This window comes from Candidatus Pantoea formicae (assembly GCF_011752625.1).
In the GTDB taxonomy this organism is placed as follows: Bacteria; Pseudomonadota; Gammaproteobacteria; order Enterobacterales; family Enterobacteriaceae; genus Pantoea; species Pantoea formicae.
Map to the genome: position 1 here is coordinate 22152 of NZ_VWXD01000007.1, position 25058 is coordinate 47209.

24 protein-coding genes are annotated in these 25058 nt (G+C 53.8%); 15 read left to right on the top strand and 9 right to left on the bottom strand.

Features of this window, described 5'->3' with window-relative positions:
* Window position 1 precedes the first annotated feature (1 nt).
* The 13 genes from atpH to F3J38_RS19110 all read left to right on the top strand — a co-directional run bounded on the left by atpH (window position 2) and on the right by F3J38_RS19110 (window position 14716).
* Complete coding sequence (atpH, locus tag F3J38_RS19050) at window positions 2-535, top strand: F0F1 ATP synthase subunit delta (RefSeq protein WP_167140979.1); 534 nt, start codon at window positions 2-4, stop codon at window positions 533-535.
* A 14-nt stretch (window positions 536-549) separates the two neighbouring features.
* Complete coding sequence (gene atpA / locus F3J38_RS19055) at window positions 550-2091, top strand: F0F1 ATP synthase subunit alpha (protein ID WP_058961695.1); 1542 nt, start codon at window positions 550-552, stop codon at window positions 2089-2091.
* Between the two features lie 52 nt (window positions 2092-2143).
* Window positions 2144-3010: a F0F1 ATP synthase subunit gamma gene (gene atpG / locus F3J38_RS19060; protein WP_034830040.1), complete on the top strand. Its 867-nt coding sequence runs from the start codon at window positions 2144-2146 to the stop codon at window positions 3008-3010.
* 63 nt (window positions 3011-3073) lie between these two features.
* A complete protein-coding gene (gene atpD, locus F3J38_RS19065; RefSeq protein WP_034830039.1) occupies window positions 3074-4471 on the top strand; it encodes a F0F1 ATP synthase subunit beta in 1398 nt (465 codons plus the stop codon).
* 24 nt (window positions 4472-4495) lie between these two features.
* Entirely contained in the window at window positions 4496-4915 is a 420-nt protein-coding gene (locus tag F3J38_RS19070) for a F0F1 ATP synthase subunit epsilon (RefSeq protein WP_034830038.1), read from the top strand.
* Between the two features lie 267 nt (window positions 4916-5182).
* Complete coding sequence (glmU, locus tag F3J38_RS19075; RefSeq protein ID WP_167140981.1) at window positions 5183-6553, top strand: bifunctional UDP-N-acetylglucosamine diphosphorylase/glucosamine-1-phosphate N-acetyltransferase GlmU; 1371 nt, start codon at window positions 5183-5185, stop codon at window positions 6551-6553.
* A 250-nt stretch (window positions 6554-6803) separates the two neighbouring features.
* On the top strand, window positions 6804-8633 hold the full coding sequence (glmS, locus tag F3J38_RS19080) for a glutamine--fructose-6-phosphate transaminase (isomerizing) (RefSeq protein ID WP_167140983.1): 1830 nt from the start codon (window positions 6804-6806) through the stop codon (window positions 8631-8633).
* 177 nt (window positions 8634-8810) lie between these two features.
* A complete protein-coding gene (pstS, locus tag F3J38_RS19085; protein ID WP_167140985.1) occupies window positions 8811-9854 on the top strand; it encodes a phosphate ABC transporter substrate-binding protein PstS in 1044 nt (347 codons plus the stop codon).
* Between the two features lie 90 nt (window positions 9855-9944).
* Complete coding sequence (gene pstC, locus F3J38_RS19090) at window positions 9945-10907, top strand: phosphate ABC transporter permease PstC (protein ID WP_038643966.1); 963 nt, start codon at window positions 9945-9947, stop codon at window positions 10905-10907.
* Window positions 10904-11791: a phosphate ABC transporter permease PstA gene (pstA, locus tag F3J38_RS19095; RefSeq protein WP_167140987.1), complete on the top strand. Its 888-nt coding sequence runs from the start codon at window positions 10904-10906 to the stop codon at window positions 11789-11791. Before pstC ends, pstA begins: the two co-directional genes overlap by 4 nt.
* 44 nt (window positions 11792-11835) lie before the next feature.
* Window positions 11836-12609 (top strand): phosphate ABC transporter ATP-binding protein PstB, encoded by a 774-nt coding sequence (pstB, locus tag F3J38_RS19100; protein WP_034830029.1) that lies wholly within the window; start codon window positions 11836-11838, stop codon window positions 12607-12609.
* 14 nt (window positions 12610-12623) lie between these two features.
* Entirely contained in the window at window positions 12624-13358 is a 735-nt protein-coding gene (gene phoU / locus F3J38_RS19105) for a phosphate signaling complex protein PhoU (RefSeq protein ID WP_167140989.1), read from the top strand.
* Window positions 13359-13477: 119 nt separating this feature from the next.
* The gene (locus F3J38_RS19110) at window positions 13478-14716 is read left to right on the top strand and encodes an MFS transporter (protein ID WP_167140991.1); all 1239 of its coding nucleotides are present in this window, start codon (window positions 13478-13480) and stop codon (window positions 14714-14716) included.
* A gap of 175 nt (window positions 14717-14891) precedes the next feature.
* Here F3J38_RS19110 and yieH read toward each other — a convergent pair whose 3' ends face one another.
* Window positions 14892-15551: a 6-phosphogluconate phosphatase gene (yieH, locus tag F3J38_RS19115; RefSeq protein ID WP_167140993.1), complete on the bottom strand. Its 660-nt coding sequence runs from the start codon at window positions 15549-15551 to the stop codon at window positions 14892-14894.
* A gap of 150 nt (window positions 15552-15701) precedes the next feature.
* Between yieH and F3J38_RS19120 the strand changes: the two genes are divergently transcribed.
* A complete protein-coding gene (locus F3J38_RS19120; RefSeq protein ID WP_167140995.1) occupies window positions 15702-17015 on the top strand; it encodes an NCS2 family permease in 1314 nt (437 codons plus the stop codon).
* A gap of 30 nt (window positions 17016-17045) precedes the next feature.
* Here F3J38_RS19120 and F3J38_RS19125 read toward each other — a convergent pair whose 3' ends face one another.
* Window positions 17046-17792: a 4'-phosphopantetheinyl transferase family protein gene (locus F3J38_RS19125; protein WP_167140997.1), complete on the bottom strand. Its 747-nt coding sequence runs from the start codon at window positions 17790-17792 to the stop codon at window positions 17046-17048.
* A gap of 291 nt (window positions 17793-18083) precedes the next feature.
* Here F3J38_RS19125 and F3J38_RS19130 point away from each other — a divergent pair, with 291 nt between their 5' ends.
* Entirely contained in the window at window positions 18084-18596 is a 513-nt protein-coding gene (locus tag F3J38_RS19130) for a flavin reductase family protein (RefSeq protein ID WP_167140998.1), read from the top strand.
* Here F3J38_RS19130 and F3J38_RS19135 read toward each other — a convergent pair.
* The 7 genes from F3J38_RS19135 to rpmH form a co-directional block, all read right to left on the bottom strand.
* Window positions 18578-19627: a methyl-accepting chemotaxis protein gene (locus F3J38_RS19135; protein WP_167141000.1), complete on the bottom strand. Its 1050-nt coding sequence runs from the start codon at window positions 19625-19627 to the stop codon at window positions 18578-18580. The genes F3J38_RS19130 and F3J38_RS19135 overlap by 19 nt on opposite strands.
* Before the next feature lie 412 nt (window positions 19628-20039).
* Entirely contained in the window at window positions 20040-20630 is a 591-nt protein-coding gene (locus F3J38_RS19140) for a malonic semialdehyde reductase (RefSeq protein WP_167141001.1), read from the bottom strand.
* 226 nt (window positions 20631-20856) lie between these two features.
* The gene (gene mnmE, locus F3J38_RS19145; protein WP_167141002.1) at window positions 20857-22221 is read right to left on the bottom strand and encodes a tRNA uridine-5-carboxymethylaminomethyl(34) synthesis GTPase MnmE; all 1365 of its coding nucleotides are present in this window, start codon (window positions 22219-22221) and stop codon (window positions 20857-20859) included.
* A gap of 277 nt (window positions 22222-22498) precedes the next feature.
* Window positions 22499-24145, bottom strand: a complete 1647-nt coding sequence (yidC, locus tag F3J38_RS19150; protein WP_167141003.1) for a membrane protein insertase YidC — start codon at window positions 24143-24145, stop codon at window positions 22499-22501.
* 2 nt (window positions 24146-24147) lie between these two features.
* Window positions 24148-24405, bottom strand: a complete 258-nt coding sequence (gene yidD / locus F3J38_RS19155; RefSeq protein ID WP_007893564.1) for a membrane protein insertion efficiency factor YidD — start codon at window positions 24403-24405, stop codon at window positions 24148-24150.
* Entirely contained in the window at window positions 24369-24728 is a 360-nt protein-coding gene (gene rnpA / locus F3J38_RS19160; RefSeq protein ID WP_034830013.1) for a ribonuclease P protein component, read from the bottom strand. Before rnpA ends, yidD begins: the two co-directional genes overlap by 37 nt.
* Window positions 24729-24742: 14 nt before the next feature.
* Window positions 24743-24883: a 50S ribosomal protein L34 gene (gene rpmH / locus F3J38_RS19165; protein ID WP_000831330.1), complete on the bottom strand. Its 141-nt coding sequence runs from the start codon at window positions 24881-24883 to the stop codon at window positions 24743-24745.
* Between the last annotated feature and the right edge of the window lie 175 nt (window positions 24884-25058).

The window sequence follows — 25058 nt, forward strand, 5'->3', positions numbered from 1 at the left end:
GATGTCTGATCTGATTACTGTAGCTCGCCCCTACGCCAAAGCAGCTTTTGACTTTGCTGTTGAGCATCAAAGTATCGATCGCTGGCAGACTATGCTGGCGTTTGCCGCTGAAGTGGCTCGCAACGAACAGATGGCAGATCTTCTTTCCGGTGCGCTCGCGCCGGAAGCTTTGTCTGCTTCTTTCAACGCGGTATGTGGCGATCAACTTGATGAACCCGCTCAGAACCTGATTAAGGTAATGGCGGAAAACGGACGTTTGACAGCACTTCCAGCGGTACTGGCACAGTACATCCAACTGCGTGACGCTTATGAAGCGACAGCCGAAGTGGATGTGATTTCTGCCAGTACCCTGAGTGACAGCCAGCTGAGTAAAATCAGCGCCGCGATGGAAAAACGTCTGTCACGCAAAGTTAAGCTGAATTGCAAAATTGACAAGTCTGTAATGGCAGGTGTGGTTATCCGTGCGGGTGACCTGGTCATTGATGGTAGCGTACGCGGCCGTCTTGATCGTCTGGCAGACGTCTTGCAGTCTTAAGGGGACTGGAGCATATGCAACTGAATTCCACCGAAATCAGCGAACTGATCAAGCAGCGCATTGCTCAGTTCAATGTGGTGAGCGAAGCTCACAACGAAGGTACTATTGTTTCTGTAAGTGACGGTATCATCCGCGTACACGGCCTGGCCGATGTGATGCAGGGTGAGATGATTGCCCTGCCGGGTAACCGTTACGCTATTGCACTGAACCTCGAGCGTGACTCGGTTGGTGCAGTAGTGATGGGCCCGTACGCTGACCTCGCCGAAGGCATGAAGGTTAAGTGTACTGGCCGTATTCTTGAAGTTCCAGTTGGCCGTGGCCTGCTGGGCCGTGTGGTGAACACCCTGGGTGCACCGATCGACGGTAAAGGCGCAATCGACAACGACGGCTTCTCGCCTGTTGAAGTGATTGCACCGGGCGTTATCGACCGTCAGTCAGTAGACCAGCCTGTTCAGACCGGTTACAAATCTGTCGATGCGATGATTCCAATCGGCCGTGGCCAGCGTGAGCTGATCATCGGTGACCGTCAGACCGGTAAAACCGCAATGGCAATCGACGCCATCATCAACCAGCGCGATTCAGGCATCAAGTGTGTCTATGTTGCGATTGGCCAGAAAGCGTCAACCATTTCTAACGTGGTACGTAAGCTGGAAGAACACGGCGCGTTGGCTAACACCATCGTCGTTGTGGCTTCGGCTTCTGAATCCGCTGCACTGCAATACCTGGCGCCATACGCCGGTTGCGCAATGGGTGAGTACTTCCGTGACCGCGGTGAAGATGCGCTGATCGTATACGATGACCTGTCTAAGCAGGCTGTTGCTTACCGTCAGATTTCACTGCTGCTGCGCCGTCCACCAGGTCGTGAAGCATTCCCAGGCGACGTGTTCTATCTCCACTCTCGTCTGCTGGAGCGCGCATCACGCGTAAGCGCTGACTACGTTGAGCGTTTCACTAACGGTGCTGTGAAAGGCCAGACCGGTTCTCTGACCGCGCTGCCAATCATCGAAACTCAGGCGGGTGACGTTTCTGCGTTCGTTCCGACCAACGTAATCTCGATTACTGATGGTCAGATCTTCCTGGAATCGAACCTGTTCAACTCCGGTATTCGTCCAGCCGTTAACCCGGGTATCTCTGTATCCCGTGTTGGTGGTGCTGCACAGACCAAGATCATCAAGAAACTGTCCGGTGGTATCCGTACCGCTCTGGCACAGTATCGTGAACTGGCTGCGTTCTCTCAGTTCGCATCCGATCTGGACGATGCAACGCGTAAACAGCTGAGCCACGGTCAGAAAGTGACCGAGCTGCTGAAACAGAAACAGTATGCGCCGATGTCTGTCGCGCAACAGGGTCTGGTGCTGTTTGCTGCTGAGCGCGGCTTCCTGAACGACGTTGAACTGGCGAAAATCGGCAGCTTCGAAGCCGCTCTGCTGGCGTTCGCAGACCGCGATCACGCTGAGCTGATGGCTGAAATCAACCAAGCGGGCAACTTTAATAACGAAATCGAAGAGAAGCTGAAAGGCCTCCTCGAAACGTTTAAAGCAACCCAGTCCTGGTAATGTCTGGCGGCTTGTCTGAAAAGGCAGGCCGCAAGGCTTTGAGGAGAAGCTAATGGCCGGTGCAAAAGAAATACGTACCAAGATTGGAAGCGTAAAAAATACGCAGAAGATCACCAAAGCGATGGAAATGGTCGCCGCCTCCAAAATGCGTAAAACGCAGGAACGCATGGCGGCCAGCCGTCCGTATGCAGATACCATGCGCAAAGTGATTGGTCACCTTGCTCTCGGTAATCTGGAATACAAGCACCCTTACCTGGATGAGCGTGACGTTAAGCGCGTCGGCTACCTGGTCGTTTCGACTGACCGCGGGCTTTGTGGTGGTTTGAACATTAACCTGTTCAAAAAATTGCTGGCAGATATGAAAGGCTGGGCTGATAAAGGTGTACAGAGCGATCTGGCCGTTATCGGTTCTAAAGGCAATTCATTCTTCGGCTCTGTCGGTGGCAACATTGTGGCACAGGTCACTGGTATGGGCGACAAGCCTGCACTGTCTGATCTTATCGGCCCAGTAAAAGTGATGTTGCAGGCCTATGATGAAGGCCGCATCGACAAGCTGTATATCGTCAGCAACAAGTTTAATAACACCATGTCTCAGACTCCGACCATTACCCAACTGCTGCCGTTACCGCCAGCGGAAGGTGAAGAAGAGATGAAGGCGAAGACCTGGGATTACCTGTACGAACCCGATCCGAAAGCGCTGCTGGATACCCTGCTGCGCCGTTATGTCGAATCGCAGGTTTATCAGGGTGTGGTGGAAAACCTGGCCAGTGAGCAGGCTGCACGTATGGTGGCAATGAAAGCTGCAACCGATAACGGCGGAAACCTGATCAAAGAGCTGCAGTTGGTTTACAACAAAGCTCGTCAGGCCAGCATCACCCAGGAACTTACCGAGATCGTCTCGGGAGCCTCCGCGGTTTAACCAGGCATATATCCTGTCGCGCGAGCGCGGCCGGATATTCTCGTATTAGGTAGAGGATTCAAGATGGCAGCTGGAAAGATTGTCCAGATTATCGGCGCCGTAGTTGACGTCGAATTCCCTCAGGACGCGGTACCGCAGGTATATAGCGCGCTTGAGGTTCAAAATGGTGACGCTCGTCTGGTGCTGGAAGTTCAGCAGCAGCTGGGTGGTGGCGTGGTTCGTACCATCGCCATGGGTACTTCTGATGGCCTGAAGCGCGGTCTGCAAGTTACCGACCTGAAAAAACCGATCCAGGTACCGGTTGGTAAAGCAACCCTCGGCCGTATCATGAACGTATTGGGCGAACCAATCGACATGAAAGGCGACCTGCAGAATGATGACGGCACCACCGTAGAGGTTTCCTCTATTCACCGTGCTGCGCCTTCTTATGAAGATCAGTCTAACTCGCAAGAGCTGCTGGAAACCGGCATCAAGGTTATCGACCTGATGTGTCCGTTCGCTAAGGGCGGTAAAGTCGGTCTGTTCGGTGGTGCGGGTGTAGGTAAAACCGTAAACATGATGGAGCTGATCCGTAACATTGCGGCTGAGCACTCAGGTTACTCGGTATTTGCCGGTGTGGGTGAGCGTACTCGTGAGGGTAACGACTTCTACCACGAAATGACTGACTCCAACGTTATCGATAAAGTAGCGCTGGTGTATGGCCAGATGAACGAGCCGCCGGGTAACCGTCTGCGCGTAGCACTGACCGGTCTGACCATGGCGGAAAAATTCCGTGATGAAGGCCGTGACGTTCTGCTGTTCATCGACAACATCTACCGTTACACCCTGGCCGGTACTGAAGTATCAGCACTGCTGGGTCGTATGCCATCTGCGGTAGGCTACCAGCCAACGCTGGCAGAAGAGATGGGTGTGTTGCAGGAGCGTATTACCTCCACCAAGACCGGTTCAATCACCTCTGTTCAGGCCGTTTACGTCCCTGCGGATGACTTGACTGACCCGTCACCAGCAACCACCTTTGCTCACTTGGACTCAACCGTTACGCTGAGCCGTCAGATCGCCTCTCTGGGTATCTACCCAGCTGTTGACCCGCTGGATTCAACCAGCCGTCAGCTGGATCCACTGATCGTGGGTCAGGAGCACTATGACGTTGCGCGTGGCGTGCAGTCTCTGCTGCAGCGTTACCAGGAGCTGAAAGACATCATCGCCATCCTCGGTATGGACGAGCTGTCTGAAGAAGACAAACTGTTGGTGGCACGTGCGCGTAAGATTCAGCGCTTCCTGTCTCAGCCGTTCTTCGTTGCTGAAGTCTTCACTGGTTCTCCAGGTAAGTACGTGACCCTGAAAGACACGATTCGTGGCTTCAAAGGCATCATGGAAGGCGAATTCGACCACCTGCCAGAGCAGGCGTTCTACATGGTCGGCGCTATCGAAGAAGCTGTAGAAAAAGCGAAGAAACTGTAATAACGGTTTCCCAGGAGGAATAGTATGGCTATGACTTATCATCTGGACGTTGTCAGCGCGGAGCAACAAATGTTCTCCGGTCTGGTTGAGCGTATCCAGGTGTCAGGTAGCGAAGGTGAGCTGGGTATTTACCCTGGCCACGCCCCGCTGCTGACAGCCATCAAGCCTGGTATGATTCGCATCGTTAAACAGCACGGCGAAGAGGAGTATATTTACCTCTCTGGCGGCGTGCTGGAAGTACAGCCGGGTAGCACTACCGTTCTGGCCGACACTGCGATCCGCGGTGAAGACCTCGACGAAGCGCGCGCGCTGGAAGCGAAACGCAAAGCAGAAGAGCACATGAACAGCAGCCACGGTGACGTGGACTATGCTCAGGCCTCTGCGGAGCTGGCGAAAGCTATCGCGAAACTGCGTGTAATCGAGCTGACCAAGAAAGCGATGTAATCAGGCTTTATGCGTCACGAAATGCCAGCCCATTGGGTTGGCATTTTTTTTGCGCGCGATAAATCGCCCCGCTTTGGGTGAGTGCGATGTTGTCGTGCTCAGCCGACCGATTGCATCGGCAAAATGCATCGTGTGATGTCCAGGCCGGAACTGGTTTTATCCCCGATCATCCTTTCATCTTTATCCGCTAATTTCGTCCCGAGAAAAATGTAGTAATCTCAGGGGTAAACCTTACACTTTCGAAAGTTAAATTGAGTCTGGATAGTTATGTCTACAAGCGCGATGAGTGTGGTGATCCTGGCCGCTGGCAAAGGCACCCGAATGTATTCCGATCTGCCGAAAGTTCTGCATACCCTGGCAGGCAAACCGATGGTTCAGCATGTGATCGATGCCGCGACCGGCCTCGGTGCCCAGCAGTTGCATCTGGTCTATGGCCACGGCGGCGATCTGCTTAAAGAGAAGCTGGCACATAACACCCTTAACTGGGTATTGCAGGCTGAACAGCTGGGAACGGGCCATGCGATGCAGCAGGCGGCACCTTTCTTTGCTGATGACGAAGATATTTTGATGCTGTACGGCGACGTACCGCTGATCTCCCAACCGACATTGCAACGCCTGCGTGATGCCAAACCCGAGGGCGGCATCGGTTTGCTGACGGTGGTGCTGGATAATCCAACCGGTTATGGGCGCATTGTGCGTGAAAACGGCACGGTGACGGGCATTGTTGAGCAAAAAGATGCCTCAGCAGAACAGCTGAAAATCCCTGAGATCAACACCGGCATTCTGATTGCTAACGGCGGGGACTTAAAACGCTGGTTAGCACAGCTGAATAACAACAATGCGCAGGGTGAATTCTATATCACCGATATCATTGCCATGGCGCATCATGAAGGCCGCGTGATCAATGCGGTGCATCCAGCCCGTATCAGCGAAACCGATGGCGTGAACAATCGTCTGCAGCTGACCACGCTTGAGCGCGCCTATCAGAGCGAGCGGGCAGAACAACTGCTGCTGGCGGGTGTCATGCTGCGCGATCCTGCTCGCTTCGACCTGCGCGGTACGTTGCAACATGGGCGTGACGTCGAGATCGATACCAACGTTATCATTGAAGGCACGGTGACATTGGGCAACCGCGTTAAAATAGGCGCTGGGTGCATCATCAAAAACAGCGTGATTGGCGATGATTGCGAAATCAGCCCTTATTCAGTCATCGAAGATGCCTCCTTAGCCGCTGCCTGCACCGTAGGCCCGTTCGCGCGTCTGCGCCCTGGCAGCGAGTTGGCGGAAGAGGCACACGTCGGCAATTTCGTTGAGATGAAAAAAGCCACTTTGGGCAAAGGCTCTAAGGCCGGTCATCTTTCTTATCTCGGTGACGCGGAAATTGGCGCGGGCGTGAACATCGGTGCAGGCACCATTACCTGTAACTACGATGGCGCGAATAAATCGAAGACCATTATCGGCGACAACGTGTTTGTTGGCTCCGATACACAACTGGTCGCGCCGGTTACGGTCGCGGCGGGTGCCACTATTGCAGCAGGCACCACGGTCATGAAAGACGTGCTGGCTGACGATCTGGTCTATAACCGTAAAGAACAAAATCAGAAGTCTGGCTGGCAGCGTCCGGTTAAGAAGAAATAAACAAATTTTAAGGGCTGGCAAAGATCAGCTCGTGAGAAAAAGCTACCCGAAATAATTCGAGTTTCAGGAAGGCGGCAAGTGCATGAATCCTCAGGAGCTTACTGAAGTAAGTGACTGAGGTGAATGCACGTAGCCAACGCACCTGAAATTTGAAGTATGAAGGGTAGATCCCCCACTCTCTACAAGGCTCGGGGAAAATCAGGTCAGATGACAACGCAATGGCCGAAAGCCATGAAGTCAGGAAACTATTATGTGTGGAATTGTTGGTGCAGTAGCGCAGCGTGACATCGCAGAAATTCTGCTGGAAGGTCTGCGTCGTCTTGAGTATCGCGGTTATGACTCTGCCGGTCTGGCAGTGGTTGACGCGCAGGGCCATATGACGCGCCTGCGTCGTCTGGGGAAAGTGGCAAATCTGGCCGAAGCGGCAGAACAGCAGCCGCTGATTGGTGGCACCGGTATCGCTCATACGCGTTGGGCAACTCATGGTGAGCCATCAGAAGCCAATGCGCATCCGCATGTCTCTGAGCACATCATCATCGTGCACAACGGCATCATTGAGAACCATGAGCCACTGCGTGCGCAGATGATTGAGCGCGGTTATACCTTTGCTTCAGAAACCGACACCGAAGTGGTGGCACACCTGGTGCACTGGGAGCAGAAGCAGGGGGGCACGCTGCGCGAAGTGGTGCTGCGCGTGATCCCGCAACTGCGTGGTGCTTATGGCATGGTGATCATGGACAGTCGCGATCCGTCCGTGCTGGTGGCCGCCCGTTCTGGTAGCCCATTGGTGATTGGCCGTGGCGTGGGTGAAAACTTTATCGCTTCTGACCAACTGGCACTGCTGCCGGTGACCCGCCGCTTTATGTACCTGGAAGAGGGCGATATTGCGGAGATTACGCGCCGTGAAGTCACTATCATCGATCGTGATGGTAAGCCAGCCAAACGCGCGGAAATCGAATCCACCGCGCAGTACGATGCTGGTGATAAAGGTGCCTATCGTCACTACATGCAGAAAGAGATCTACGAGCAGCCGAACGCGATTAAAAACACCATCACCGGTCGCTTTAATCACGGGCAGATCGATCTCAGCGAGTTGGGTGCCAATGCCGAAGCGCTGCTGAGCAAAGTTGAGCATATCCAGATTATCGCCTGCGGCACCTCGTATAACTCCGGAATGGTGTCGCGCTACTGGTTTGAGTCACTGGCCAACATTCCTTGCGATGTGGAAATCGCCTCTGAATTCCGCTATCGCAAATCCGCCGTGCGTAAAAACAGCCTGCTGATCACCCTGTCGCAATCGGGTGAAACCGCCGATACGCTAGCCGCGCTGCGTCTGTCAAAAGAACTGGGTTATCTCGGTTCGCTGGCCATCTGTAACGTTGCCGGTTCTTCGCTGGTGCGTGAATCCGATCTGGCGCTGATGACCAAAGCCGGCACCGAAATTGGAGTGGCCTCCACTAAAGCCTTCACCACCCAGTTGGCGGTGTTGCTGATGCTGGTGGCGAAACTCGGCCGTCTGCACGGTATGAAGCCGGAAACAGAGCATGAGATTGTACATGCGCTTCAGGCATTGCCAAGCCGCATTGAGCAGATGTTGGCGCAGGACAAAGTGATTGAAAGCCTGGCGGAAGGTTTCTCTGACAAGCATCATGCGCTGTTCCTGGGTCGTGGCGATCAGTATCCGATCGCGATGGAAGGCGCGCTGAAGCTGAAAGAGATCTCCTATATTCATGCTGAAGCCTACGCAGCCGGAGAGCTCAAACATGGCCCGCTGGCGCTGATTGATGCCGATATGCCGGTCATCGTCGTCGCGCCGAATAACGAGCTGCTGGAGAAGCTGAAATCCAACATCGAAGAGGTGCGCGCGCGTGGCGGTCTGCTGTATGTGTTTGCCGACCAGGATGCGGGTTTCACCGACAGCGATGGCATGAAAATCATCTCTCTGCCGCACGTAGAGGAAGTGATTGCCCCGATCTTCTACACCGTGCCATTGCAGCTGCTTTCGTATCACGTTGCGCTGATTAAAGGCACTGATGTTGACCAGCCACGTAACCTGGCGAAATCGGTTACCGTTGAATAATCAGTAAAAAGGGCGGGTCTGCAAGGGGCCCGCTTGTATTTTAGACGGTGTCATATAACTGTCATATTTCGTACATTTCACTGTCATCAAACTGTCCTATTTTCCCTCCAGCAGCAATCACTGACTCCTACTAAAAAAGGCATTGAGCCTGATTTTTTTAAATCCCCTGGAGGGAACATGACACTGATGCGTACTACCGTAGCCCGAATCCTCGCCGCCACCTTCGCAGTAAGCGCGGTATCTGCTTTCGCAGCAACCGACCTGACTGGCGCTGGCGGTACATTCCCGGCACCGGTTTATGCCAAGTGGGCAGCAGAGTATCAGCAAGCCACCGGTAGCAAAATCAACTATCAGGGTATTGGTTCTTCAGGCGGCGTTAAGCAAATCATCGCTAAAACCGTCGATTTCGGTGCGTCTGATGCACCGTTAAGTGATGCCGATCTGGATAAAAATGGTCTGTTCCAGTTCCCTACCGTTATCGGTGGCGTGGTACTGGCCGTTAACATCCCAGGTATTAAATCAGGTGAACTGACGCTGGACGGCAAAACCGTTGGCGACATCTACCTGGGTAACATCAAAAAGTGGAACGACCCGGCGATCACTAAACTGAACCCAGGCGTGAAACTGCCAGACACCAACATCAACGTGGTTCGCCGCGCAGATGGTTCAGGTACCTCTTTCGTGTTCACCAGCTACCTGTCTAAAGTGAACGCAGACTGGAACAGCAAAATTGGTAAAGGCAACACCGTTAACTGGCCAACCGGTCTGGGCGGCAAAGGTAACGACGGCGTAGCAGCCTTCGTGCAGCGTCTGCCTGGTTCAATTGGTTACGTAGAATATGCGTACGCTAAGCAGAACAACCTGACCTACACCAAACTGATGGATGCAGATGGTAAGCCAGTGACGCCAAGCGAAACCAGCTTCTCAAACTCTGCTAAAGGCGCAGACTGGAGCAAATCTTTCGCTCAAGACCTGACCTTCCAGAAAGGTGCTGATGCATGGCCAATCTCTTCTACCACTTTCATCCTGATCTACAAAGAGCAGGCTGATGCAGCTAAAGGTGCAGAAGTGATGAAGTTCTTCGATTGGGCTTACAAAGGCGGCAGCAAAACTGCAACCGCACTGGATTACGCTGCGCTGCCAGAAAGCGTTGCTAACCAGATTCGTACTGCCTGGAAAGCGAACATCAAAGACAGCTCCGGCAAAGCGCTCTACAAGTAAGCGAATGACCCGGTCAGTCTCCCCTGACTGACCAACCCGATGGGCGGCATTGTATGCCGCCCTGAACTTCCTCTGAGAACCGAGAAACTTATGGCTGCCACTAAGCCGACGTTCAAAGCCCCAGGTAAACAAGGCGACATGATTTTCGGCGCGCTGGTGAAACTTTCTGCGCTTATCGTGTTGTTGTTGATGGGTGGCATTATCGTCTCCCTGATTTTCTCCTCATGGCCAAGCATCCAGAAATTTGGTTTTTCCTTCTTATGGACCAAAACCTGGGATGCGCCAAACGAACAATTTGGTGCGCTGGTACCGATTTACGGCACCCTCGTCACCTCCATCATTGCCCTGATCATCGCCGTGCCGGTGAGCTTTGGCATTGCGCTGTTCCTGACGGAGCTGGCACCCAACTGGTTGCGTCGCCCGCTGGGTACCGCGATTGAGCTGCTGGCCGCTATCCCGAGTATCGTTTATGGCATGTGGGGCCTGTTTATCTTTGCTCCGCTGTTCGCCGAGTACTTCCAGACGCCGGTCGGCAACGTGATGTCGAACATTCCGATTGTCGGCACCCTGTTCTCAGGCCCGGCATTCGGTATCGGTATTCTGGCCGCTGGCGTGATCCTTGCCATCATGATCATTCCGTACATTGCGTCGGTCATGCGTGATGTATTTGAGCAGACGCCGGTGATGATGAAAGAGTCCGCCTACGGTATTGGTTGCACCACGTGGGAAGTGATCTGGCGCATCGTGCTGCCGTTCACCAAAAACGGTGTAATCGGTGGTGTGATGTTGGGTCTGGGTCGTGCTCTGGGTGAAACCATGGCGGTGACCTTCATCATCGGTAACACCTACCAGCTCGACAGCGCCTCGCTGTTTATGCCGGGCAACAGTATCACCTCCGCGCTGGCGAACGAGTTCGCTGAAGCCGAATCCGGTGTGCACGTGGCGGCACTGATGGAACTGGGTCTGATCCTGTTTGTGATTACCTTTATCGTGCTGGCGATCTCCAAATTGATGATCCTTCGTCTGGCGAAAAGTGAAGGAGCCCGTTCATGACTGCTATCGAAATGCATGCTCGTGCTGAGCTGGAAGCCTCGCGCCGTAAAATGCAGGCACGCCGCAGCGCTAAAAATAAAGTGGCATTGACGCTGTCGATGCTGACTATGGCCTTTGGCCTGTTCTGGCTGGTGTGGATTCTGTTCACTACCGTCACCAAAGGTATTGATGGTCTGAGCTGGTCACTGTTCACTGAATCAACTCCGCCACCAAACACCGCAGGCGGGGGTTTAGCCAATGCCCTGGCGGGCAGTGGGTTACTGATCCTGTGGTCAACGGTGATCGGTACGCCGCTGGGCATCATGGCCGGTATCTATCTTGCCGAATATGGCCGTAAGCACTGGCTGGCTGAAGTGATTCGCTTCATCAATGACATTCTGTTGTCTGCACCGTCGATTGTGGTGGGCCTGTTTGTCTACACCATCGTGGTGGCACAGATGCAGCACTTCTCTGGCCTGGCAGGTGTGGTAGCACTGGCACTGTTGCAGATTCCTATCGTGATTCGTACCTCGGAAAACATGCTGCGTCTGGTGCCAGACAGCATGCGTGAAGCGGCTTATGCACTGGGTACGCCGAAGTGGAAGATGATTTCGGCCATCACGTTGAAAGCCTCGGTATCCGGCATTATCACCGGTGTGCTGCTGGCTGTTGCGCGTATCGCGGGCGAAACCGCACCGCTGCTGTTTACGGCGCTGTCGAACCAGTTCTGGAGTACCGACATGATGCAGCCGATCGCGAACTTGCCGGTGACGATTTTCAAATTCGCCATGAGCCCATTTGCCGAGTGGCAAAGCCTGGCATGGGCGGGTGTGTTGATCATTACCCTGTGCGTGCTGCTGCTGAACATTGTCGCGCGAGTGGTTTTCGCCAAGGGCAAACATTAATTTCCCGGCGCGGCTTCGGCGGCGCTGCACATGAGAGATGAGCAATGAGTATGGCAACGACTTCTGCCGGTAAAATTCAGGTTCGCAATCTGAACTTCTATTACGGAAAGTTTCACGCTCTGAAGAACATTAACCTGGATATCGCGAAGAACCAGGTCACCGCCTTCATCGGACCATCAGGCTGTGGTAAATCCACCCTGCTGCGCACCTTCAACAAAATGTACTCGCTCTATCCAGAGCAGCGTGCTGAAGGTGACATTCTGTTGGATGGCGACAATATTCTGGCTTCCCATCAGGATATCGCTCTGCTGCGCGCACGCGTGGGCATGGTGTTCCAGAAGCCTACGCCGTTCCCGATGTCGATTTATGACAACATCGCCTTTGGCGTGCGTCTGTTTGAAAAGCTGTCACGTGCCGATATGGACGAGCGTGTGCAGTGGGCGCTGACCAAAGCGGCGCTGTGGAATGAAACCAAAGACAAGCTGCATCAGAGCGGTTACAGTCTCTCCGGCGGTCAGCAGCAGCGTCTGTGCATCGCACGCGGCATCGCGATTCGCCCGGAAGTGCTGCTGCTGGATGAACCATGCTCAGCACTCGATCCGATCTCTACCGGTCGTATCGAAGAGCTGATCACCGAGCTGAAGCAGGATTACACCGTGGTGATCGTGACGCACAACATGCAGCAGGCCGCGCGTTGTTCTGACCATACCGCTTTCATGTATCTGGGCGAGCTGATCGAATTCAGCGATACCGATACACTGTTTACCAAGCCCGCGCAGAAGCAGACCGAAGATTACATCACCGGTCGTTACGGCTGATTCAGGAGACGCACATGGACAATTTGAATCTGAATAAACACATCTCCGGTCAGTTCAACGCGGAGCTGGAGCACATTCGCACTCAGGTGATGATCATGGGTGGCATGGTAGAGCAGCAGCTCACCGACGCTATTACCGCGATGCATAACCAAGACGGCGAGCTGGCACGTCGCGTGATCGACGGTGACCAGAAGGTCAACATGATGGAAGTGGAGATTGATGAAGCCTGTGTGCGCATCATCGCCAAACGCCAGCCTACTGCCAGTGACCTGCGCCTGGTGATGGCAATCATCAAGACCATTTCTGAGCTGGAACGTATCGGTGACGTTGCTGAGAAAATCAGCCGCACGGCGCTGGAGAAGTTCAGCCAGCAGCACCTGCCGCTGTTGGTCAGCCTTGAGTCACTGGGCCATCACACCGTGCAGATGCTGCACGACGTGCTGGATGCCTTCGCGCGTATGGATCTCAATGAAGCGATTAAGATCTACCGTGAAGACAAGAAGGTCGACAAAGAGTACGAAGGCATCGTGCGCCAGCTGATGACCTACATGATGGAAGATCCGCGCACCATCCCAAGCGTACTGACGGCATTGTTCTGTGCCCGCGCCATTGAGCGTATCGGTGACCGTTGCCAGAACATCTGCGAAATTATCTTCTATTTCGTTAAAGGTCAGGATTTCCGTCACGTTGGCGGCGACAAGCTGGATGAGCTGCTGTCAGGCGACGACGGCAGCAATAAACCCTCTTAATTGCCGTTTCGGCTGCCTGTTGCCACTGTGGCAAACAGGCAGCCATCTTCATTTCTGATTGGTCTCCGCGATTCCCTCTCTTTATACTTGGCGCACTTTTTTCTGCCAGGTGCTGTTAAATGTCTTCCCCAATAACGAAAAAAAACGCCGTGACGCCGGCGAGAGCGATGGTTGCTGCCATTAGTGGCTACGCGATGGACGGCTTCGATCTGTTAATTCTGGGCTTTATGTTACCGGCGATCAGCGTCTCGCTGGCGCTCGATCCCTCTCAGGCCGGTTCTCTGGTCACCTGGACGCTGATCGGCGCGGTGATTGGCGGCATTGTGTTCGGTCATCTCAGCGATCGTTATGGTCGTATCCGTATTCTCACCGTGACCATTCTGATGTTCTCCATCTTCACCGGGCTGTGCGCGGTGGCGCAGGGGTACTGGGATTTGCTGGCCTATCGCACGCTGGCAGGCGTAGGGCTGGGCGGTGAATTCGGTATCGGCATGGCGCTGATTGCGGAAGCCTGGCCGAAAGAGAAGCGCAATCGTGCATCGGCATGGGTGGGCATTGGCTGGCAGCTCGGTGTACTGCTGGCCGCCTTTATCACGCCGCCATTGCTGAGCGTGATTGGCTGGCGCGGCATGTTCCTGGTGGGCTTACTGCCTGCGCTGGTGTCGTTTGTGATTCGCCGCAGTATGGGCGAGCCGGAAGGCTTTACGCGTCACGTGGAAAAAACACCGCAGCTGTCGTTCGCCGCACGTATCAAACTGCTGTTTGCCGATCGCGCCACCAGCAAAGCGAGTTTGGGCATCTTTATTCTCTGCTCGGTGCAGAATTTCGGTTATTACGGTCTGATGATCTGGATGCCAAGTTACCTCTCATCCAGCTTTGGTTTTAGCCTGACCAAATCCGGCTTGTGGACAGCGGTGACCGTGGTGGGCATGACCTTTGGTATCTGGCTGTTTGGTGTGCTGGCCGATCGCTTTGCCCGCTGGAAAATCTTCTTGCTGTACCAATTTGGCGCGGTGGCGATGGTGGTGGTGTATGCGCAGCTGCGCGATCCTACCGTTATGTTGTTTACCGGCGCGATCATGGGGATGTTTGTGAATGGCATGATTGGCGGTTACGGCGCGTTGATCTCTGACACCTTCCCACCACAGGCACGCGCAACCGCGCAGAACGTGTTGTTCAACCTTGGACGCGGGGTAGGTGGCTTTGGTCCACTGGTGATTGGCCTGCTGGCGGCGAAAATCTCGTTCACCGCGGCGATCACGCTGCTGGCGCTGATTTATCTGCTGGATATCGTTGCGACGCTGTTCCTGCTACCGAAGAAGCAGAGCAACGAGGATTCACTGGGCGCGATTGGCTAAGTATGCAAAAGGCATAACCGGGCACATAGGTAGCCGTTCAGACTGACCAGCCAGGCTTCGATCAGTCTGATCAAACAGGTATCAGATAAGACCGACCACATGGGAAATACTTTTGTGGTCAGTCGTTTCGGATAATATCTTTTTCGACCCGGTCCTAATGCTCAGGCCTCTTCATTTACACCAGATCCCAACCCCGTGCGCGCCACAGTGCGGGCAGTTGCGCCATATCATCAAAACGCGTCACCAGCGGATGATCCAACTCTGGATTGTGCGCATCGGCACAGTAGTAAAATACCGGAATGCCTGCCGCGATACCCGCGCGTGCACCCGCTTCGGAATCGTCCACCAGAATGCACTTCTCAATCGACACCTGCATTTGCTCCGCCGCGTGATACATCAGTTCGGGATCGGGCTTCCAGTGGTTGATGTCGTAACCGCTGTACAGTCGGCCATCGAGGTACGGCAGCATGCCGGTTAAACCCAGTGAGTGCTGCATCTTTTTCACCGTGCCGTTCGAGACTACGCACATCGGCACTTTTACGCTCTCAACCAGCGCTTTGGCACCGGCAATCGGCTTCAGGTCGAGGTCAAACAGGCGGGCGACATCAGCGCGATACGCCGTTTCGAACTCGTCTAACGGCACCTCTTTCTGATGCTGTGCCAGTACATCCCGCACGATGTCATAAAGCTTTACCCCTTTGTACTGCTCAAACATCTGCTGCAAAGAAAGCTCAATACCGTATTGGGCAAAGGTGTTGACGTAAGACTGCGTACAGATCACTTCACTGTCGACCAGCGTACCGTCGCAATCGAAAAACACACATTCAACTGACATCGCACATCATCCTTTTGTTAAACAACCAACTGACACTCTATCGCACTCAGCGCAGAAAGCGACCCCGGCAACCGTTTGCGAATAATCAGTGTTTTACTGCGCTAAAATCTATAGGATACGCGGCGATAAATTTTTTTCCGGGACAGTTGAATGAACAATCAGGGCTTGTTGCAGCGCATTTTTAAGCTGCAGGAACACGGCACAACCGCGCGCACTGAGGTGATCGCCGGTTTCACGACTTTCCTGACGATGGTGTATATCGTCTTTGTAAACCCACAGATCCTGGGCGCGGCGGGCATGGATACCCAAGCGGTGTTTGTCACCACCTGCCTGATCGCGGCGTTTGGCAGCATCCTGATGGGGCTGGTGGCGAATCTGCCGGTCGCGCTGGCACCCGCAATGGGCTTGAATGCTTTCTTTGCCTTTGTCGTGGTTGGCGCAATGGGGTATTCGTGGCAAGTCGGGATGGGCGCGATTTTCTGGGGCGCGCTGGGTCTGCTGATCCTTACGCTGCTGCGCGTCCGTTATTGGATGATTGCTAACATCCCGATGAGTCTGCGTGTCGGTATTACTGCCGGTATCGGTCTGTTTATCGCCATGATGGGGCTGAAGAACGCCGGTATCATTGTACCGAATGCCGATACCATTGTGACGGTGGGTAACCTCACCTCGCATAGCGTATTACTTGGCGCACTGGGCTTCTTCATCATTGCGATTCTGGCCTCACGCAATATCCATGCGGCAGTGCTGGTATCGATTGTGGTCACCACCGTGATCGGTTTAGCGATTGGCGATGTGAAGTTCAGTGGCGTGTTTGCCGCTCCGCCTGCCGTGACGTCTGTCGTGGGCCAGGTCGATATCAAAGGCGCATTTAACATCGGCATGGCGGGTGTTATCTTCTCCTTTATGCTGGTGAACCTGTTTGACTCCTCCGGCACACTGATCGGCGTCACCGATAAAGCGGGATTAACCGATGAGAAGGGCACTTTCCCGCGTATGAAGCAGGCGCTGTATGTCGATAGCATCAGCTCGGTGACCGGTTCACTGATCGGCACCTCTTCAGTGACGGCGTATATCGAAAGCTCTTCCGGCGTGGCGATTGGTGGCCGTACCGGCTTGATGGCGGTAATCACCGGGATTCTGTTCCTGCTGGTGATGTTCCTGTCACCCCTGGCCGCGATGGTGCCTTCCTATGCGGCAGCAGGTGCGCTGATCTATGTGGGGGTCTTGATGACGGCGTCACTGTCGCGCGTGCGCTGGGACGATCTCACCGAAGCGGTTCCGGCGTTTGTCACGGCGGCAATGATGCCATTTAGCTTCTCGATCACCGAAGGTATCGCGCTGGGCTTTATCTCTTACTGCGTGATGAAGCTCGGCACAGGACGCTGGCGCGAAATCAGCCCGTGCGTGGTGATCGTCGCGCTATTGTTTGTATTGAAAATCGCGTTTATCGACGCACACTAAAAGAACAGGCCGCAATCGCGGCCTGTTTTGTTATAGGTGCCCGATTTCCTGTGGTGCGCTGGCCAGGCTCGTCAGCCGCAGTGAACGTGGGCCGATATTCGGCTTACTCATCTCGACATCGCGCAGCGGCTGCCACTGTTGCTGTGCATCAATTTCCCACAGACATAAGCGTTCGGTGCCGGGTGACAGGGCGCAAGACCACACCAACATAGGCTCAGCATCGCATACCGCCTGAATATCAGGAAATACGCTAGAACGCAGACGGCCAGCGGCGGGGTGCAGCTGCAATGAGCCAATACCGCTCGCCTCACCTGTGAGTTTGAGAATGCTTTGACGCAGCGTCCATATTTGCGTCACGGCTTCCATAAAGTCTTGCTGTGCATTGATCCAAGCCTTCTCCCCAGAGGAGAGATCCTGTGTCAGCGTATCCTGCGTTTGACGGCTATGGGCCCGCACGATCTCCATATCCAATCCGGCACGACCACCCTCTTCAGCCAGCAGTACGCCCACCATATTGCCTGCATAAGCGATGCTGAAATCGGGGAGGTTAGGATCGGCAAAACAAGGGCGTCCACTGCTGGTGGTGACGAGCGGCGGCAGTTCACGAATACCGTAGACGCGCAGCATCAGTTGCGCCAGTACCTCACGCGCAGCAAGAAAACGGCTGCGGCGCTTATCAGGGAAGCGCTCAGCGCTGTTAATCACATCCTGTGAAACTCGCGGTGACTCTGGAGAGAACAGCGAATTTCCCATCCAACGTACAAAATGACTAGCCATCTGTCGCTCCGTGAAAATGGTCAGATAATCATCAAGTCTATTGTAAGAATTTTCTCATGGGTTTGCATCCGGCATAACATTGAATGTGAGAAAATTCAGATAACGCCGAAGCGATGTCTTATCCCACTCTGCAACTTTGTTTATAACGCTTTTGCGGATTATGCCCAGAAAGGGTGTCGTGAAGCGTGATGTGGTGTAGGATTTGGGCAGCAAAACAGCACATCGAAGTGCGCAAACAATCCACCTCAAGAAATCGTGCCCATCGCAGTTGCATGCACGTTGGAGTTTCTTATGTCAGTAACCTCACTTACTCGCCAGGAATCGATCTCTCTGGATGAATTTCGTCATGGTATGCGCCGCTTAACAGCAGGTGTTTCATTGGTGACCACTGAGTTCCAGGGCGAAAAGCTGGGGCTGATTGCCACCTCGGTTAGCTCACTGGCCGCCGAGCCACCGAGCCTGCTGGTCTGCGTCAATCGTAGCGCGACCAGCCATGATGCTTTCGTTAACGCGGGCCACTTTGCGGTGAACGTCTTGCGTGAGCAGCATGATGAGTTATGCGCCCAGTTTAGCCAGTCTGCGCGTCGTGCAGAACGTTTTCAGAGCGGTGAATGGCACACGCTAAATACCGGCGCACCGGTATTGGCCGATGCGCTGGTGAGCTTTGACTGCCAGCTGGAAAAAGTTGTGGAGTGGAATACGCACAGCGTCCTGCTGGCGCGTATTGTCGGTATCGCCTTACCGGGCGAAGCCGCAGAGCCGATGGTGTACTTCAATAGCGGTTTTCATCGCTTGGGCAATTGAGCCTCTCGCTGCTCAATAACGCCGTACCAACCCAGTCCCTGATAGCTCTCATAACCGGGCGTCAGGGCAAATGCCACCTGACGACCGTTCTCGGGTTGCCAGCTGCCGGAACGCTGACCCTGCGTATTCAAACGGTAAGCTTCTCCTGACTGCACGAGTGGATCGGAACTGGCGATGACGCGATGTTTTGAATCAAGGATCATACAGCGCGAACGTGCCCACTCTTCTTTGCTCAAGCGCACATTGTTCACCACGGCTGCAGCCTGCGGCGCCCAGTCAAAGAAAATTAGCAAGGTGCCTAAAACGCGTCCCTCAGTGTTACCGCCTTCACGGATTGCTGTGCCGTACGTCGCAACAGCGGCATTTTGCAACTGCGGCAGTGTCATGATGTCTGCTGCGACGTAATCAGCACCGCTGGCTGTTTTCATGGCCTGTCGGAAGGCGTCTAGATGGCGAACATTCTGCTGGTTTAACCTGTAGCTATCGCCGCGTCCGTTGGCCAGAATATTGCCCTGCGCATCGGTAATCCAAATATCGAGATAAACCGTATAGCTATCCAAAATCACCGATAACCGTTCGGCCGCGTGACGGCAGGCATCAACATCCCCGTTCAGTGCACAATCAACCACGGCGGCATCAGTGGCCCACCAGCGCACATCGCAAGAGCGTTCATAGAGGTTGCGGTCGATAATATCGATCATATTGAGTGCCAAATCGATACTACGCTGGCTTTCGTGGCGCTGAATTTGCTGAATCATCACATCGCCGAGTGAGGTCAGCTGCGAAAGCGAGCCTGATAACTCTTTGGTCAGGCTTTGGGTAATATCACCAATATTGGCGGAAACCTGTTTTACCTGATTCGCCACCACGGCAAAGCCACGACCGGCTTCTCCTGCACGTGCGGCTTCAATCAACGCATTGAGAGCCAGAATAGTGGTTTCCCGATTAATATCATTAATGTCTTCGATTTTTGCATCCGCCATTTTGCGAATGGCATAGCTGAGTTCAACAATTTCACGTGGATCAGTCATCAGGTATTCAGCCCTCGGAATCATAAGAGGAATGCAGCCGAATCTATAGCGTTTGAATCAAGGACTTTACGCCACAGGCAGTTTGTTTGTCATTTATTGTAAGCATGGAAATTTAATGCTGTCATTAACATGAAATAAGCGGAATGTGCCGTTTGGCTTAAGTTTGAATTTAATAATATTATTTTGTTCAGTATCAATAAATTAAAAAGCATATGAAAATCATATGGTAAGTTTCATCGGTATTATTCACTGTCTGCATAATTAAAAGGTAAGGATAATTTATTTCAGTGAATCATTAGATATTGGTTGGGAAGGAGGGCATGATCTGCGGTAATTTGTGCTAAGAACGAAATAATAGAAATTGATGCGCAAACATAATTTGCGCCGGAAGAGATTCCGGCGCGGCCTGGTATCAGGCAAATTTGCTGGCTTCGTCGAAGCCTAAACGCGGTAAACGCGCGTGTAGTTTGCTGGCTTCACCGTAGCCAAGGTTAATCAGTAAATTCACCTGCCATTTGCTTTCGCTAAAGAAAGCTTCGTTCACTTTTGCCGGATCAAAGCCAGACATCGGACCGGCATCCAGGCCCAATGAGCGTGCTGCCAGGATCAGATAGCCTGCTTGCAGGCTACTGTTGCGGAATGCGGTTTCTTTGGCCAGATCTGGGCTGCTGGTGAACCAGCTACGCGCATCGCCGTGTGGGAAGAGTTTTGGCAATGCCTCATAAAACTCTGGATCCCACGCCACAATCACCGTCGCCGGTGCCGCCATGGTTTTATCCACGTTGCCAGAAGAGAGTGCGGGCTTCAGCTTTTCTTTGCCTTCCTGAGAAGTGACAAACACGAAACGTCCCGGTGAGCAGTTGGCTGAAGTAGGGCCGAGTGCGGTCAGGCTATAGAGCTGCTGCAGCACGTCGTAGGAAATAGGTTTATCCTGCCAATAACTGTGCGTGCGAGCGTCATTGAACAGCGCGTTCAGCGCCACGCTGTCGAGCGGTATACTCATGTGTCTCTCCTGTTCAGGCGGCCAGTCGCGCCTGACTTTTAGCATGAATAGTCGATGTGGCCGGTGCGCTTTAGCACGGGCCAGCGATCGTTATACTGCAAAGGAGAGGGGGAGCCAAATAACAAAGATGCATGTTTACAACGATCCCAGCGTGTATCAATGCGCACTTTACAGAATCAAGCATACCGATGTAGGGCCGCCATTCCTGGCGACCGAATGGCAGAGTTTACTTACCAATACAGAAGCTGGAAAAAATCCTGCCGAGCAGGTCGTCGGAGGTAAACTCCCCGGTGATTTCGCTCAATGCCTGTTGTGCCAGGCGCAACTCTTCCGCCAACAATTCACCCGCCCATGCACCGAGCAGTTGGTCTTTGCCCTGCAGTAAGTGAGTGGCAGCTAACTCTAACGCCTGCAAGTGGCGGCGGCGTGCTAAGAAACCACCTTCCATATTGCCCGAGAAACCCATGCTCTGTTTCAGATGGTCGCGCAATGCATCCACACCTTCACCCGTCCGCGCAGAGAGGCGAATCAGTGAGTGATCATTCACTTCTGTCAGGCCCAGCACTTCGCCAGTCATATCGGCTTTATTACGCACCACGGTAATCGGCAGTTGTGCCGGTAAGCGCGCGACGAAATCGGGCCAGATAGCGGCGGCTTCGGTGGCGTCAGTGGTGGTGCCATCCACCATAAACAGCACCCGGTCAGCTTGCTCTATTTCTTGCCACGCACGTTCAATACCGATGCGTTCAACTTCATCACTGGCTTCGCGCAGCCCAGCAGTATCGATGATGTGCAGCGGCATGCCGTCAATGTGAATGTGCTCACGCAGCACATCACGTGTGGTGCCGGCGATATCCGTGACAATCGCGGCTTCACGGCCGGCGAGGGCGTTGAGTAGGCTGGATTTACCGGCGTTAGGGCGACCCGCAATCACCACTTTCATCCCTTCACGTAGCAAACTGCCTTGACGCGCTTCAGCACGCACGCCATCCAGATCGCCGATCACCGCATTGAGCTGAGCTTCGATTTTACCGTCAGACAGGAAGTCGATCTCCTCATCGGGGAAATCGATAGCCGCTTCCACGTAGATGCGCAGGTGAGTGAGTGCTTCCACAAGCGCATTAATACGCAGTGAAAATGCACCTTGAAGTGAGTTCACGGCGGAACGTGCTGCCTGCTCTGAGCTGGCGTCGATTAAGTCGGCGATGGCTTCTGCCTGCGCCAGATCGAGTTTGTCGTTCAGGAAGGCGCGTTCAGAGAATTCACCGGGTTGAGCAATGCGCAACCCTGGCAGCGCCACAATACGTTTCAGCAGCAAATCAAGAATTACCGGGCCACCGTGGCCTTGTAACTCCAGGACATCTTCGCCGGTAAAGGAGTTCGGGCCAGGGAACCACAGCGCAATGCCCTGATCGAGCACGCTGCCATCTGCATCATTGAACGGCAGATAGTCGGCATAGCGCGGTTTCGGCAATTTGCCGAGCACGGCTTGCGCGACGTCAGCGGCTTTGGCGCCGGAAATTCGCAGAATGCCGACGCCGCCGCGACCGGGAGGCGTCGCCTGGGCAACGATGGTGTCGCTGTGGCTCATGATTCTCTCTCTTACCCGTCATACTTCAAGCCACAGCGGCGTTGGCTGCGCTCGTTCACCTCAGTCACTTACTTGAGTAAGCTCCTGAGGATTCTCTCGCTTGCCGCGTGATTCGGCCATTGGCCTCACCCTGCGGGCCAGCGCAAGCGCTGTTCAAAAGCGCCTCACGACGCTTTTGTGCTGCAGCTCGAATTATTTAGGGTACAAATTTTGAAAAAAAACAGGGCGACATAAATGCCGCCCCTTGAGTATACGCTGCTGCTGTTGCAGTCAGACGTTACGCTTTCTTCTTGTCGCGGCTGTGTAGACCACGTTTTTCCAGCCCGCGATAAATCAGCTGCTGCTGGAGGATGGTGACCAGGTTACTGACGATGTAGTACAGCACCAGACCCGCAGGGAACCACAGGAAGAACACGGTAAAGATAACCGGCATGTAGGTCATGATCTTCTGCTGCATCGGATCGGTCACGGTGGTCGGTGACATCTTCTGAATGAAGAACATGGTGATACCCATGATGACCGGCAGGATGTAGTACGGATCCTGTGCGGACAGGTCATGAATCCACAGAATGAACGGTGCATGACGCAGTTCAATCGAACCTGACAGCATGTAGTACAAGGCCAGGAAGATAGGCATCTGGATAACCAGCGGCAAGCAGCCACCCAGAGGGTTCACTTTCTCTGCTTTGTACAGCGCCATCATTTCCTGGCTCTGCTTCTGCTTGTCATCACCCAGACGCTCGCGCATAGCCTGAATTTTCGGCTGCAGCATACGCATCTTCGCCATGGAGGTGTACTGCGCTTTGGTCAGCGGGTACATGATGCCACGTACGATGAAGGTGATAACGATAATGGAGAAGCCCCAGTTACCGATAAAGCTGTGGATGAACTTCAGCAGTTTAAACAGCGGCTGAGAGATGAACCACAACCAGCCGTAATCTACGGTCAGATCCAGGTGAGGCGCGATAGCCGCCATTTTGTCCTGGATTTCTGGGCCTAACCACAGGGTCGCGCCGAGGTCTTGCTGTGCGCCAGCTGCTACGGTAACCGGTGCAGATTTATAACCGATAGCTGCAACGCCATTGCCGAGGTTGCTGGTGTACAGCGTATTGTTACCCTGAGTGCGCGGCACCCATGCTGTGGCGAAGTACTGCTGCAGCATGGCCACCCAACCATTGCTGGTGGTGGTATTCAGGTTCTCGTTATCCGCGATGGTATCGAATTTGTATTTTTCGTATTTCGCATCGCTGGTCGAGTACGCCGCGCCACGGAAGGTGTGCAGTGCGAAGTTGTTGCTGCCGGTGTCACGGTGTTTTGGCAGATCAATGGTCTGCTTCAGCTGACCAAACATCGACACTTCCAGCGGCTGCTGTGTGGCGTTATTGATGTTGTAGTCAACGTTAACCGCGAAATCGCCACGTTTGAACAGGAAGGTCTTGGTATAAACCACGCCTTTTTCATCGGTCCAGGTCAGCGGCACGCGCAGCTCGGTCTGGCCGTCGGCCATCTCGAAGTGATCTTGAGTGGTGGTGAACAGTGGGCGAGCGCCATTGTTCGGGTTGTCCGGACCGTTACGGCCGGTTAAGCCACTCTGTGCCTGATAAATGAAGGCAGGGGTGGTTTCCAGCAGCTGGAACGGTGCGTCTGAACCCAATTTATCTGGGTAGGTCAGCAGCTGCGCCTGCTCAATATCGCCACCGCGAGTATTGATGCTGAGTGACAGGACATCAGTCTTAACGGTGATCGTTTGGCCCTGACCGCTAGCCGGCACGCCGGAAGAGGCGGCATCACCCGCTGCGCTGCTTGTGTTCTGCGTGGTCTGAGTCTGCTGTGGCTGCGGATTGTGGTCCGTTTGCCATGCTTGCCAGATCATAAAAGACACGAACAGAAAAGCGATGAGAAAGAGATTGCGTTGCGAATCCATCGTTAATGTTCTCTGGTATCAAAGGTTTTTGGCGGCACAGGATCGTCACCACCCGGGTTCAAAGGGTGGCATTTTAATACGCGTTTTATCGTCAACCAACTACCTTTTACGACGCCGAAACGACGTAATGCCTCAATCCCATACTGCGAGCAGGTGGGATGGAACCGACAATGAGGTCCAAGTAGTGGGCTGATGGCGCGTTGATAAACGCGTATCAGGGCGATCAGGAGCCGCGAGCCAGGCGACAGTGACGACGCCATAATTTCTCCAACGCTTCCGTTAACGCACGGTTATCGAGGTCAGCAATCCCCTTTTTCGCCACGATGACAAAATCCATCGCAGGCAGCTCATGTTGACGCAGACGAAAGCTTTCGCGGGTCAATCGCTTGATCCGGTTGCGTTCATGGGCGCGTTTTACATGCTTCTTGGCGACGGTTAGACCGATGCGGGGATGCCCCAGCGAGTTAAGGCGGCCGAGGATGGTGATTTGCGGCGTACCGGCTCTTTGTGGCTGCTGGAAGACGAAAGTGAAATGAGTGGGAGTTAACAAACGTAACTCCCTGGGAAATGCGAGCTTAACCACTAGGGTTAGCTTTATTACTTAGAAACGGTCAAACGAGCACGGCCTTTAGCACGACGACGTGCCAGAACCTGACGACCATTTTTTGTTGCCATACGAGCACGGAAACCGTGTGAACGGTTGCGCTTCAGTACGGACGGTTGAAAAGTGCGTTTCATGGCGATTTCTACCTAAACTTGAAAATTTTCACTGGGTGACGCGTTTTCGGGCCAGTAAATCGACCGACGCCTCAATGTGTCTTTAATAAAGAGGCGGGATTGTAATAATTGTACAGTCCAGAGTCAATTTACTTCGCAGTTCGCGGCACCTGGAAACCAGATACAGCCCGCTGAT

Bases quoted from the DNA above. Each gene is read 5' to 3' on its own strand.
- atpH (WP_167140979.1), top strand. From the start codon at position 2: ATGTCTGATCTGATTACTGTAGCTCGCCCCTACGCCAAAGCAGCTTTT.
- atpA (WP_058961695.1), top strand. From the start codon at position 550: ATGCAACTGAATTCCACCGAAATCAGCGAACTGATCAAGCAGCGCATT.
- atpG (WP_034830040.1), top strand. From the start codon at position 2,144: ATGGCCGGTGCAAAAGAAATACGTACCAAGATTGGAAGCGTAAAAAAT.
- atpD (WP_034830039.1), top strand. From the start codon at position 3,074: ATGGCAGCTGGAAAGATTGTCCAGATTATCGGCGCCGTAGTTGACGTC.
- F3J38_RS19070 (WP_034830038.1), top strand. From the start codon at position 4,496: ATGGCTATGACTTATCATCTGGACGTTGTCAGCGCGGAGCAACAAATG.
- glmU (WP_167140981.1), top strand. From the start codon at position 5,183: ATGTCTACAAGCGCGATGAGTGTGGTGATCCTGGCCGCTGGCAAAGGC.
- glmS (WP_167140983.1), top strand. From the start codon at position 6,804: ATGTGTGGAATTGTTGGTGCAGTAGCGCAGCGTGACATCGCAGAAATT.
- pstS (WP_167140985.1), top strand. From the start codon at position 8,811: ATGACACTGATGCGTACTACCGTAGCCCGAATCCTCGCCGCCACCTTC.
- pstC (WP_038643966.1), top strand. From the start codon at position 9,945: ATGGCTGCCACTAAGCCGACGTTCAAAGCCCCAGGTAAACAAGGCGAC.
- pstA (WP_167140987.1), top strand. From the start codon at position 10,904: ATGACTGCTATCGAAATGCATGCTCGTGCTGAGCTGGAAGCCTCGCGC.
- pstB (WP_034830029.1), top strand. From the start codon at position 11,836: ATGAGTATGGCAACGACTTCTGCCGGTAAAATTCAGGTTCGCAATCTG.
- phoU (WP_167140989.1), top strand. From the start codon at position 12,624: ATGGACAATTTGAATCTGAATAAACACATCTCCGGTCAGTTCAACGCG.
- F3J38_RS19110 (WP_167140991.1), top strand. From the start codon at position 13,478: ATGTCTTCCCCAATAACGAAAAAAAACGCCGTGACGCCGGCGAGAGCG.
- yieH (WP_167140993.1), bottom strand. From the start codon at position 15,551: ATGTCAGTTGAATGTGTGTTTTTCGATTGCGACGGTACGCTGGTCGAC.
- F3J38_RS19120 (WP_167140995.1), top strand. From the start codon at position 15,702: ATGAACAATCAGGGCTTGTTGCAGCGCATTTTTAAGCTGCAGGAACAC.
- F3J38_RS19125 (WP_167140997.1), bottom strand. From the start codon at position 17,792: ATGGCTAGTCATTTTGTACGTTGGATGGGAAATTCGCTGTTCTCTCCA.
- F3J38_RS19130 (WP_167140998.1), top strand. From the start codon at position 18,084: ATGTCAGTAACCTCACTTACTCGCCAGGAATCGATCTCTCTGGATGAA.
- F3J38_RS19135 (WP_167141000.1), bottom strand. From the start codon at position 19,627: ATGACTGATCCACGTGAAATTGTTGAACTCAGCTATGCCATTCGCAAA.
- F3J38_RS19140 (WP_167141001.1), bottom strand. From the start codon at position 20,630: ATGAGTATACCGCTCGACAGCGTGGCGCTGAACGCGCTGTTCAATGAC.
- mnmE (WP_167141002.1), bottom strand. From the start codon at position 22,221: ATGAGCCACAGCGACACCATCGTTGCCCAGGCGACGCCTCCCGGTCGC.
- yidC (WP_167141003.1), bottom strand. From the start codon at position 24,145: ATGGATTCGCAACGCAATCTCTTTCTCATCGCTTTTCTGTTCGTGTCT.
- yidD (WP_007893564.1), bottom strand. From the start codon at position 24,405: ATGGCGTCGTCACTGTCGCCTGGCTCGCGGCTCCTGATCGCCCTGATA.
- rpmH (WP_000831330.1), bottom strand. From the start codon at position 24,883: ATGAAACGCACTTTTCAACCGTCCGTACTGAAGCGCAACCGTTCACAC.